10 protein-coding genes are annotated in these 12,091 nt (G+C 56.2%); 3 read left to right on the top strand and 7 right to left on the bottom strand.

All coding sequences use genetic code 11. From position 1 onward, the window contains the following. Positions 1-189 precede the first annotated feature (189 nt). A complete protein-coding gene (locus EYY67_RS05060) occupies positions 190-996 on the top strand; it encodes a 5'-nucleotidase, lipoprotein e(P4) family (protein WP_119822537.1) in 807 nt (268 codons plus the stop codon). A 193-nt stretch (positions 997-1,189) separates the two neighbouring features. Here the strand turns inward: EYY67_RS05060 and EYY67_RS05055 are convergent, their stop codons facing one another. The 4 genes from EYY67_RS05055 to yieE all read right to left on the bottom strand — a co-directional run bounded on the left by EYY67_RS05055 (position 1,190) and on the right by yieE (position 5,820). Continuing rightward, on the bottom strand, positions 1,190-2,026 hold the full coding sequence (locus EYY67_RS05055; RefSeq protein WP_119822538.1) for an ABC transporter ATP-binding protein: 837 nt from the start codon (positions 2,024-2,026) through the stop codon (positions 1,190-1,192). Beyond that, positions 2,026-3,108 carry a FecCD family ABC transporter permease gene (locus EYY67_RS05050; protein ID WP_131692975.1) on the bottom strand — a complete coding sequence of 361 codons (1,083 nt, stop codon included), beginning with the start codon at positions 3,106-3,108 and terminating at the stop codon, positions 2,026-2,028. Before EYY67_RS05050 ends, EYY67_RS05055 begins: the two co-directional genes overlap by 1 nt. Before the next feature lie 232 nt (positions 3,109-3,340). Continuing rightward, positions 3,341-4,816, bottom strand: coding sequence for an amino acid permease (locus EYY67_RS05045; protein WP_119822539.1), 1,476 nt, complete (start codon positions 4,814-4,816; stop codon positions 3,341-3,343). Between the two features lie 131 nt (positions 4,817-4,947). Continuing rightward, entirely contained in the window at positions 4,948-5,820 is an 873-nt protein-coding gene (yieE, locus tag EYY67_RS05040) for a DNA-binding transcriptional regulator YeiE (RefSeq protein WP_131692974.1), read from the bottom strand. Positions 5,821-6,010: 190 nt separating this feature from the next. Here yieE and EYY67_RS05035 point away from each other — a divergent pair, with 190 nt between their 5' ends. Together EYY67_RS05035 and nfo are read left to right on the top strand one after the other, a co-directional pair. Then, complete coding sequence (locus EYY67_RS05035) at positions 6,011-7,117, top strand: YeiH family protein (RefSeq protein WP_131692973.1); 1,107 nt, start codon at positions 6,011-6,013, stop codon at positions 7,115-7,117. Positions 7,118-7,207: 90 nt separating this feature from the next. Further along, a complete protein-coding gene (nfo, locus tag EYY67_RS05030; RefSeq protein WP_119822541.1) occupies positions 7,208-8,074 on the top strand; it encodes a deoxyribonuclease IV in 867 nt (288 codons plus the stop codon). A gap of 208 nt (positions 8,075-8,282) precedes the next feature. Here nfo and fruA read toward each other — a convergent pair whose 3' ends face one another. From fruA to fruB, 3 genes are read right to left on the bottom strand one after another with little or no spacing between them, the layout of a single operon-like run. Then, positions 8,283-9,983, bottom strand: coding sequence for a PTS fructose transporter subunit IIBC (gene fruA, locus EYY67_RS05025; protein ID WP_119822542.1), 1,701 nt, complete (start codon positions 9,981-9,983; stop codon positions 8,283-8,285). 15 nt (positions 9,984-9,998) lie between these two features. Continuing rightward, positions 9,999-10,934, bottom strand: coding sequence for a 1-phosphofructokinase (fruK, locus tag EYY67_RS05020; RefSeq protein WP_056778537.1), 936 nt, complete (start codon positions 10,932-10,934; stop codon positions 9,999-10,001). Next, the gene (gene fruB / locus EYY67_RS05015) at positions 10,931-12,061 is read right to left on the bottom strand and encodes a fused PTS fructose transporter subunit IIA/HPr protein (protein WP_131692972.1); all 1,131 of its coding nucleotides are present in this window, start codon (positions 12,059-12,061) and stop codon (positions 10,931-10,933) included. Before fruB ends, fruK begins: the two co-directional genes overlap by 4 nt. Positions 12,062-12,091: the final 30 nt, after the last annotated feature.

Raw genomic sequence — 12,091 nt, 5'->3', positions numbered from 1 at the left:
ACCACCTCATTATTATTCTCTGTCTTGATTTTCTTCGGCCGGACTCACCCTCCGGCCTTTTTTATTTTTATGATTTTCCGCGACATCTCGCGTAACCCGTTATTTCTTGTTTCACATCCCGCTGAATCTGCTACAGTTTTAACGATTTTCATAAATGCGAATCTTTCTTAACAAGCATAGGGATGACCAATGAATAAAATGACACTTTGCACCACCAGTGCCTTAATCATGCTGGCCCTCAGCGGCTGTGCGCAGCAAAAACCTGATGCCCAGCAGAAACTCAATGATCAGTCGGTGATGGCGCTGAACTGGTTCCAGCAATCTGGTGAATATCAGGCGCTGGCGTATCAGGCGTTTAATACAGCGAAGATGGCTTACGATCAGGCGCAGCCGCTGGCAGGTCAGAAGAAAGCGGTGGTGGTGGATCTGGATGAAACCATGCTGGATAACAGTGCCTACAGCGCCTGGCAGGTCAAAGCCAATCAGCCGTTTGACAGCAAAACCTGGTCGCAATGGACCGCTGCACGTCAGGCCACGGCCATTCCCGGCGCTGTTGAGTTCGCTAACTATGTCAATTCCCACGGCGGCACCATGTTCTACGTGTCTAACCGTAAAACCAGTGAATACGCCGCTACCCTCGACAACATGAACCGTCTGGGCTTCACCGGTGCCAATGAAAAAACCATGCTGCTGAGTTCAGACACCTCGAATAAACAGGCGCGTTTTGATTCCATTAAAGCCGCCGGTTATCACGTGGTGATTTACATCGGTGACAACCTGAATGACTTTGGTGCCGCGACCTATCATCAGGGCAACGAGCAGCGCCGTGCGTTTGTGAACCAGAATCATCAGCACTTTGGCACCCAATATATCGTGCTGCCGAACCCGTTATACGGCGACTGGGAGAGCGGTCTGGCGAAGGATTACAACAAGCTGACGCCTGAGCAGAAATTGTCTGCGCGGGATCAGAATCTGAAGGCGTGGAACGGGAAGTAAGCCCGTTGCGGTTTGCTCCTCCCCCTGCGAAGGGGGAGGTTGGGAGGGGGTTTTAGACTGTAGATCAATGGCCTGAGCGGAAACGTCACCCAATGTGTTTGCGTTAATACCCCACCCCGGCCCTCCCCTTCGCAGGGGAGGGAGCGGATCGGTGAACGCCTGAGTAATGTCTGCCTTTTGTCAGGACATAACGTTACATCTCCGGATCCCCCACTAGCCCGTCAATCAGTATCTGCGGTGTCCCCTGCGAGCAGCGCTCAATCCTTCCGCGTACGCCGTAAACCCGCGCCAGACTGTCGGGGGTGATCACGTCTTCCGGCGCGCCATCGGCGATCAGATTACCGTCCTTGAGCATCAGCACCCGATCGCCATGACGCAGGGCGATGTTGATGTCATGCACAACAACCACGGTCACGATATGGCGTTTCTGCGTTTCCTTGCGCACCAGATCCATGACGTGGAACTGATAGTTGAGATCCAGCGCACTGAGCGGTTCGTCGAGCAGTAACAGCGAAGGCTGGCGGATCAGCGATTGCGCCAGACCCACCAGCTGTTTCTGCCCGCCGGAAAGCTGATCGAGATAACTTAGCGCCAGATGTTCGATTCCCAACTGACGCAGCAGCGCCATCACTTTATCAGTGCCCTCCGCCTGTTTGCCTTTCCCACCGGACGCGCGCTGCGCCACGATAATGGATTCCAGCACATGCAGATGGACACCCGCTGGCAGAGTTTGCGGCAGGTAAACGACCTGCTCCGCACGGCGGGCAAACGGCATCGGCATTAAGTCGTGGCCGTCGAGCAGTAACTGCCCTTCCGCACGATTAAGACCGGCAAGCGAACGCAGTAACGTCGATTTCCCGCTGCCGTTTGGCCCGAGCAGAACGGTAATTTTTCCGCGCGGCAGCATCGGCACATTGAGATGGCGGATCACATGACGCTTCGGGTAACCGGCATTGAAATCACGAATTTGCAGCCCCTGAGTGGCGGCGTTCAGGAGATCCTCAGGCTGTATTTCCGGCATAGCTGACATCAGACGTTCCCCCGGTGACGAAGAATAATACTCAGGAAGAACGGCACGCCGACCAGCGAGGTCACGATACCGACAGGAATAATGACGCCCGGCACCAGATTTTTCGACGCCACCGACGCCATGGATAACACCAGCGCGCCAATCAGCGCACTGGCAGGCAGATAGAAACGGTGATCCTCACCAAACATCAGGCGGGCGATGTGCGGCGCGACCAGACCGATAAAGCCAATCGGCCCGACAAACGCCACCGCCAGCGCGGAAAGAATACTGATACGCAGTAAGGTGCCGAGGCGCAGACGACGGACATCAATACCAAAGCTGACGGCGCGATCTTCACCCAGACGCAGCGCGGTGAGTTTCCACGCGCTCATCATCGACCACGGCAGCAAAATCAGGAAGGCCAGCACCATCACGCCGAGTTTTACCCACGACGCCCGCGCCAGACTGCCCATCGTCCAGAAGACCAGCCCCTGTAAGGTGTCTTCGGTGGCGATGAATTGCATCAGCGAAACCAGTGCGTTGAACGTAAAGACCAGCGCGATACCAAACAGCACCACGCCGGAACTGGCGACGCGCGTCCAGCGGGTAATGCCGTCGAGCATCAGTGCCGCTAACAGCGCAAAAATAAAGGCGTTGGCGGAGATAAACCACTGGTCGGGAATGCCCGGAATACCGATACCGAGCACGATCGCCAGCGCGGCACCAAACGCCGCCGCCGAGGAGACACCGAGAGTAAACGGACTGGCCAGCGGGTTGTTCAGGATGGTTTGCATTTCAGCGCCCGCCAGACCCAGCGACATCCCGACCGCCACCGCCATCAGCGCGTACGGCAGGCGGATATCCCAGACAATGACCCGCGTACCCGGATCTGCCGACGCGGCGTCAAACAGCGTTTTCCACAGCGTGCCCAGTGACAACCCCGAAGGCCCCATCACAAAATCAATCACCAGTGAGACGACAATCGCCAGAACCAGTACCAGCATGATCAACAGACGGCGGCGCACAATATTCTGATATCGCCCCATCACGCTGTGTTCGGCATTGCCTTTCACCGCCAGAGCGGGTTCGATAGTTGCACTCATTTTCGCTTCAATCTCATTAAGTTAAGAACTTACGGCGGGAGACGTGCTCTGCGGTTCCCGTAGGAAGGAAAGAAATGATAATAATTATCAATGTGTTTTGCAAAACCTATCAGGCGTTCAGATTAAACGGCGGGGTAACAAAACATGACGTGGTGTCTCCCCACCGTGGATCCCGGACATAAAAAAAGCGGAGCCGTGGCTCCGCTTATCAGCAGCAAGGACGTTCCGTCACTTATTTATCAACGTGTTCCGGGAATTCCATTTCGCTGTATTTCACCACTTTGGTGCCTTTGCTCAGCTTGTAGCCGAACCAGATGATCAGGAACAGAGGCAGGCCGATGTAAGTCGCTGCCACGCCGCCCCAGTCAATGGTGTCTTTCAGGAAGGCCTGATAGTTCTGACCCAGCGTGATGATCAGACACAGCACAAAGGCAAAGACCGGACCGAACGGGAAGAAGCCAGACAGATAAGGCAGTTTCTTCAGATCACGTCCCTGAGAGACGTAACCGCGACGGAAGCGGTAATGACTGACAGCAATGCCCAGCCAGGCGATAAAACCGGTCATGCCCGAGGTGTTCAGCAGCCACAGGTACACGGTCTGATTACCAAACATTGAACTCAGGAAGCACAGCGCAGCCACGATGGTGGTGGCGTACAGTGCGTTACGCGGCACACCGCCTTTCGACAGTTTGGCGAACATGCGCGGCGCTTTGCCTTCACTTGCCAGCGTAAACAGCATACGGGTTGAGGCGTACATCCCGGAGTTACCGGCAGACAATACCGCCGTCAGGATCACCGCATTCATTACCGCCGCAGCTGACAGCAGACCGGCATTGCGGAACACCAGCGTGAACGGGCTGACGGAGATATCGCCCACTTCATTACGCAACAGGCTTGGATCGGTATAAGGGATGATCAGGCTGATCACCAGAATCGCCAGAATATAGAACAGCAGGATACGCCAGAAAACCTGACGCACGGCGCGCGGAATATTTTTACCCGGATTTTCCGATTCGCCCGCCGCGACACCGATCAGTTCAGTGCCCTGGAAGGAGAAGCCGACAATCATCGCCACCCCAATCATCGAGGCAAAACCACCCGCAAACGGCGCATCACCGATGGTCCAGTTGTGCCAGCCCGCTGTTTCCGCACCGCGCATAATGCCGGTGATCATCAGGACGCCGACGGCGATAAAGATGATGACCGTCACGACTTTGATCAGCGAGAACCAGTATTCCGCTTCGCCAAAACCGCGCACGGAAATGTAGTTGAGCAGGAAGATCAGACCGAGGAACAAGGCGCTCCAGATCCAGCCCGGCGTGTCCGGGAACCAGTAGTTCATCACCAGTTGCGAGGCCACCAGGTCAACCGCGATGGTGACGGCCCAGTTGTACCAGTAGTTCCAGCCCAGTGCGAAACCGAAGCCTTCTTCAACATAGCGTGAGCCGTAGGTAGAGAATGAACCGGAGACCGGCATGAACGCCGCCAGCTCACCGAGACTGGTCATCAGGAAGTACACCATGATGCCGATTAATGCGTAGGAGAGCAGCGCCCCACCCGGGCCTGCCTGAGAAACCGTCGCGCCGGAGGCGACAAATAAACCCGTACCAATTGAACCGCCGATGGCGATCATCGTTAAGTGACGTGCCTTCAGCTCGCGACGCAGTGTGGGAGCCACCTGCGTATTTTTTGTAGGTTGTTGAGCCATTTTTACCCTATATCCGCTCGTCATGTGGAAATTTAAGCGCGGATTGTAGCAAAACCTGCCGCTCTGAATAGCAGGAACGACCTGTTATAAGACACCTTCATAACAGGCCGCCGATCATTAGTGAAAGACCATTATCGGGTTTCACGGCAATACGTAAGAAACCGTGATAATGCACCGGAGATATGTTTCTGGCGGTGATGGATCAGATAAAGTTTGCGCACCAGCGGGGTCACCGGCAACGGAATTTCCACCAGTGAACCGCTGCTCAGTTGTTCGGCAATGACCCGACGCGACAGACAGCTGATGCCGATGCCATGACGTACCGCGTGCTTGATCGCTTCGGAATTCCCCAGTTCCATGACCAGATTAAAATCCGGCAACTGCGGTAACAGCAGATGATCCAACACCTCGCGCGTACCGGAGCCGCGCTCACGCAGGATCCAGGGTTCCCGCGCCAGCGATTCGAGCGATGCCACTTTGCCCGCCAGCGGATTTTCCGGCGCGACAAACACCACCAGTTCGTCATCCAGCCAGGGCTGGGTGATCAGTTCCGGAACCTGACAGGGGCCTTCGATCAAACCGAGGTCAACACGAAAATCCGCCACCGCGTTAATGACGTCATTGGTGTTACCGACGTTCAGCTCCAGCGGTGTCGCCGGATAATCCAGCCGGTAATCGGCGATCATCGCCGGTAACATATAGTTGCCGATCGTGCTGCTGGCACCGATGCGCAGCGAACCGTTATCGTGATTGAACAGACGCTCGATTTCACCGGCCTGTTCAAGCAAGGCCAGCGCCTTCGGATACAACAAACGCCCGTGTTCATTAATGACCAGCCGCTTACCGACACGGTCAAATAACTGCACGCCCAGTTGACCTTCGATATCGGCCAGCGCCGCACTGACTGCCGATTGTGATAAGGAGAGCACAACCGATGCCTGCGTGGTCGAACCGCTTTTCAGCACTTCGGCGAAAACTTCAAGTTGTCGCAATGTTATGTGCATAAATGTCCCGCTATTCTCCTGCGCCTGACTGCACGCCCGTTCTTTTTAGTATAGACCCTCGCCTTGCAGGCCTCTTTTGAATGGCTGTTTTATACCAGTTTTATCGATAGGTTATAAAGTAATAATCAATTTCATTTTTATATAAGCGCGGCGTAGCCTTATGTCATCACTCCTGAACGAGGAACGGACGATGAATACATTTGCGCTTAAACGCGAAGAGAGAAAGACGACGGATAAACACGATGCTTCACTTCTGTCAGCTTTGCGCCGCGTGTTACCCGGCCTGGCACTGACCGGCGTGATCACCGCGCTGGCGGTCTGGCTGAGCGACATTCCGGCGCTGAACCATCTGGGTCTCAGCGCGCTGACGATGGCGATTGTCATCGGTATGGTGATCGGCAACACCCTGTATCCGGCGGCAAAACCCTGGTGTGAGGAAGGCGTGACACTGGCGAAACAGCGGCTGCTGCGTCTGGGGATTATTCTTTACGGCTTGCGGCTGACGTTCGCGCAAATCGCCGATGTCGGTGCCACCGGTATTCTGATCGACGCCCTGATGCTGTGTTCCACCTTCACCCTCGCCTGCTGGCTCGGTCAGCGGGTGTTTAAGCTCGACCGCGACACGTCCATGCTGATCGGCGCGGGCAGCAGCATTTGCGGCGCGGCGGCGGTCATGGCGACAGAACCCGTGCTGGAAGCCAAAGCCGAGAAGGTCACTGTCGCGGTGGCGACCGTGGTTATCTTCGGTACAGCGGCAATCTTCCTGTATCCGTGGCTGTGGCATCTGAATGCGCAATACCACTGGCTGAGCGTAACCGCTGCCCAGTTCGGCATCTATACCGGTTCAACGGTGCATGAAGTGGCGCAGGTCGTCGCGGCGGGTCAGGGTGTCAGCCCGGATGCAGAAAATGCAGCGGTGATCGCCAAAATGATCCGCGTGATGATGCTGGCACCGTTCCTGCTGCTGCTCTCTGGCTGGAAATCTCGCAAAGTGGTGCAGCAAGGTGGTCAGAATGCAGGCATGCGCAACATCACCATTCCGTGGTTTGCCCTGCTGTTTATTCTGGTGGCGGCATTTAACTCGCTGGATATTCTGCCGCACAGCTGGATCCCGGCGCTGATCACGCTCGATACCGTGTTGCTGGCGATGGCGATGGCGGCTCTCGGTCTGACCACTCACATGAGCGCATTGCGTCAGGCAGGTCTGAAACCCATGCTGCTGGCGGCTGTGCTGTTCATCTGGCTGATTGTCGGCGGTGCCGGTATCAACCAGCTGGTTCAGCGTCTTTTTGGCTGATGTTGCGACTTTTAACACTTCGGTGCTGCGCCTCCTGCCCGGAGGCGCTATCATTCGTCCATAAACGCGATGAATAACTGAGGAGCAAAAATGAAGTTTGTGGGAGCACACGTGAGTGCAGCCGGGGGTGTCGATCAGGCGGTTCTGAGGGCACACGAACTGGAAGCCACGGCTTTTGCGCTTTTCACCAAGAATCAGCGGCAGTGGAAAGCGGCAGCCTTGCCGGAAGATGTCATCGAAAAATTCAAAGCGGCCTGTGAAAAATACGGTTACAAGAGCAACCAGATTTTGCCGCATGACAGCTATCTGATTAACCTCGGGCACCCGGTGACTGAGGCGCTGGAGAAATCCCGCGAGGCGTTTCTCGATGAGCTGCAACGTTGTGAACAGCTTGGCCTGTCGCTGCTGAATTTCCATCCGGGCAGCCACCTGATGCAAATCGAAGAAGATAAATGCCTTGAGCGGATTTCTGAATCCCTGAACATCGCGCTGGATAAAACCCAAGGCGTGACCGCTGTGATCGAAAACACCGCCGGTCAGGGCAGCAATCTGGGCTTTCGTTTCGAGCATCTGGCGAAAATCATCGACGGCGTGGAAGACAAAAGCCGTGTCGGCGTCTGCATCGATACCTGCCACGCTTTTGCCGCGGGCTACGATCTGCGCACGGTAGAAGAATGCGAGAAAACCTTTCAACACTTTGAAGATGTCGTGGGCTTTAAATACCTGCGCGGTATGCACCTCAACGACGCGAAAAGCGAGTTCAACAGCCGCGTCGACCGCCACCACAGCCTCGGCGAAGGGAATATCGGCAACACGGTGTTCAGCTGGATGATGAAAGATGCCCGTTTCGAGGGCATCCCGATGATCCTCGAAACGGTGGATCCGGATATCTGGAAAGATGAAATCGCCTGGCTGAAAGCGCAGCAGAAGTCGGAGAATGACGAAGCCGCCGCGTAGTTTGTACCGTAAATTCCGGTCGGCTCCCTCCCCTGCGAAGGGGAGGGTTGGGGTGGGGTATTAAGGTCAAAAACGAAAGCTGAAGTGTGCATGGGCAAGGATGTGAGTCCTTAAACCCCCCTCCCCGCCTCCCCCTTCGCAGGGGGAGGCGCAATAAAAAAGGCGCGACATTCACATGTCGCGCCTTTTGGCTTTTAACGATTTACCGTTATGCCGCCGCTTTTGCCGCGACCGCTGCATCTGAACGTTTCAGAATCGCGTATGCACCACCCGCCAGCACGGTACCGGCGATAATCGCCACCAGATAACCGAGGATTGGGGTAATTGCACCCGGGATCAGCAGCACGAACAGACCACCATGCGGCGCCATCAGTTGCGCATGGAACGCCATAGACAGTGCACCTGTCAGCGCGCCACCGGCGATACAGCAAGGCAGAACACGCATCGGGTCACGGGCCGCGAACGGGATCGCCCCTTCAGAGATAAAGCACAGACCCAGAACCAGCGCCGCTTTACCGCCTTCGCGTTCACCCTGCTCGAACTTCTTGCTCGCCAGAATCGTTGCCAGACCCATGGCCAGCGGTGGCACCATACCGGCTGCCATGATGGCGGCCATCGGACCATAGACGGAAGAACTCAGCAGTGCGACACCAAAGGCGTAAGACGCTTTGTTCACCGGGCCGCCCATGTCGGTACACATCATCGCACCGAGGATAGCACCCAGCAGTACCGCATTCGCAGTGCCCAGAGATTGCAGCCATGCGGTCAGACCTGCCATGATTTTCGCCACCGGCGTACCGACAACATAAATCATCACCAGACCAGTAATCAGACTCGCCACCAGCGGAATGATCAGGATAGGTTTCAGCGCTTCCATACTTTGCGGTAACTTCAGCTTGCCGCTGATGGCTTTCGCCACGTAACCCGCCAGGAAACCGGCAATGATACCGCCGAGGAAACCTGCGCCCGTGCTCACCGCCAGCATGCCGCCGATAAGACCCGGGGTCAGACCCGGACGGTCAGCGATGGAGAAGGCAATAAAGCCTGCCAGCACAGGAACCATCAGGGCAAAGGCGGATGCGCCACCGATTTGCATCAGTGCCGCCGCCAGTGTGCCTTTGACTTCAAACGCTTTGATACCGAAGACAAACGACAGCGCGATACACAGACCGCCCGCCACCACCATCGGCAGCATGTAAGACACGCCGGTCAGCAGGTGACGGTAAGGGCCCGTACCGCCTGCTTCTTTTTTCTTCGCGCCTGTCGCTGCACCCTGAGAGGCCGGCGAAAACACTTCTGCTTCGACCAGGGCTTTATCCAGTTCCTGTTTGGTCTTTTTCAGTGCCAGACCGGTAGAAGTGCGGTACATCGGCTTACCGGCAAATTTCGCCAGATCCACTTCGATATCTGCCGCGACGATCACCAGATCGGCCGCTGCGACTTCTTCCGGCGTGATGGCATTGCCTGCGCCCACAGAACCGCGGGTTTCAACTTTGACCCACCAGCCACGTTTTTTCGCTTCAGTTTCAATCGCTTCCGCAGCCATAAAGGTGTGAGCCACACCGGTCGGGCAAGCGGTGATTGCAACGATACGTTTCGGACCGCTGGCAGCCGGAGCAGCAACGGCGGTCGCAACCGGTGCAACATAAGGTTTGGCTTCGGCCAGTGCGCGTTGCAGGAAAGCTTCCGGCTCACGAACGGCCTCAGCCACATCGCCGGTATACATGTTTTTGCCGGTCAGTGCCGCGTCATCTGGCACGGTTTCACCGGCAACGATCACCACATCAGCCTCAGCGATCTGTTCGGTCAGCTGGTGTCCGGCTTTCGCCGCAGCAGCAGCGAGTAATTTTTTCGCCAGTTGGCTGCGAGCTTGTCCCAGCGAACTGTCTGTCATCAGCAGCGTTTTCATTCTGCCTCCTGCGGATTAAAAGGGTTTCAGATCAACACGGGCCATCATCGCCGCGAGCTGCGGACGATCGGTGACGCCGACATTACTCTGGCTGACAGCCAGGGCGGCAACGGCAGTGGCCAGTCGCAGCGTATGTTCACTGGATTCGCGCATCAGCAAACCGTAGATCAGACCACCGACCATGGAATCACCGGCACCCACGGTGCTGACGACTTCACAGGCTGGCGGTTTGGCGATCCACGCACCGGATGCGTTAACCCACAAGGCACCTTCAGCGCCCAGAGAAATCACCACGTGGGCGATACCCTGATCACGCAAGGCGTGCGCGGCTTCGACCACATCACTCAGTTCCGGCAATTTACGGCCAGCCCAGATTTCCAGCTCACGGCGGTTTGGTTTCACCAGCCACGGCGCGGCTTTCAGACCGGCAACCAGTGCTTCACGGCTGCTGTCGAAGATGATGCACGGGCATTGAGCACGCAGACGTTTCATCCAGTCGGTGAACGCGTCAGGATCAACGCCAGCAGGCAGACTGCCGCTGACGGCAACCATGTCGAACTGACCGAGCCATGACAGGGAATCGGTCACGAAACGTTCCCAGTCGGCAGGAGTGACGTTGAAACCGGAGAAGTTGAAGTCGCTGACTTCGCCGTCTTTTTCGGTCAGTTTGACGTTAATACGTGTACGGCCATTGACCACCTGGAAGCGGTTAGCAATGCCCAGATCGCTGAATAACAGCTGGAAGCCGTCCTGATTTTCTTTCCCGAGGAAACCGCCCACGGTGACGTCGATGCCGAGATCTTTCAGCACTTTCGCCACGTTGATGCCTTTACCTGCGGCGTGCAGACCGGTGGTTTGCACCAGATTGACTTCACCGCGCTCGATTTCAGGCACATAGCCGACTAAATCGTACGCCGGGTTTAACGTAATAGTGGCAACTCTGCGGCTCATGCGCCCTCCCCAAGACCTTCAGAAATGGCTTCACCGATGGTTTTTAATGCCAGTTCGGCATCTTCACCGCTGGCAGTAAAGCGCAGGTGATGACCTTTTTTGACGCCCAGCGCCACGACTTTCATCAGGCTGCGGCCGTTAGCCGGTTTACCGCTGCCATCCAGATTGGTGACCGTAATTTCGCTGCTGAACTGTTTGATCACGTTCACCAGCGCAGTACCCGGACGCGCATGCAGACCATGTTCGTTACGGATAACGTATTCCGCAGTCAGCACGTTGGCTTGTTCTTCCACTTCACTGGTCAGCAATGCCAGCACACCGACGGAATCTGCCGTCAGCAAGCGTTCAGCTTTGTTGGCAATCAGTAAATCACTGAGATAATTCAGCACATCGAGCGGCTGGTCATCTGCGACGGAAATCGTCAGCAGCATGGAAACTTTTTCGCCATTCAGATCAAAGGCCTGCTTTGCACGGCTGACCGTGGCGGCACTTTTCAGATTGCCTTCGGTGCTGTCGCTGAGCCAGATGCCCTGCCCCAGATTCAGCGGCTGACGGCTGATGACGTCGCTGACAAACGCCGTGTCGACCGCGCCAATTTCTTTCAGGCGACCGGCGTTCAGCGCCTGTAACGTGATCAGGCTTTCAGCCGCCACGTCAACCGCGATCAGCTGGGTATCAAACAGGAATTCAGCGGCATTCTTTTCGCCCATCAGCAGGCTGCGTAATTCTTCAGCTGAATCTGTTTTTGCCAGACGATCGGCCACGCTGTCGTCACTCAGTACGTGCGTCAGCTGACGCAGCAAACCAAGGTGTTCGTCAGAGCGCGCGGCAATGCCGATAACGACATACGCCGTCTGGCCTTCGCCCCAGGTAATACCCTGTGGGAACTGGAAAACCTGTACGCCGGTGTCGAGCACCAGATCACGGGTATCGGTGGTGCCGTGCGGGATGGCGATGCCGTTGCCAAGGTACGTAGAGGTTTGCAGCTCACGCGCCAGCATGCCGTCTACATAGCCTTCGCTGACGCGACCGGCCTGTGTCAGTGCTGCTGCAACCTGACGAATAGCGTCCTGCTTATCGCTGGCAGCCGCACCGAGATGAATATCTTGCTGTGACAGTTGGAACATAATTCTCCTCTCCTGCTGAAATTGAATCGT

The sequence above is a fragment of the Rahnella victoriana genome, assembly GCF_004330295.1.
In the GTDB taxonomy this organism is placed as follows: Bacteria; Pseudomonadota; Gammaproteobacteria; order Enterobacterales; family Enterobacteriaceae; genus Rahnella; species Rahnella victoriana.
Note: the sequence above shows the minus strand (reverse complement) of the source record. Positions and strands in the feature narration are given on the sequence as shown.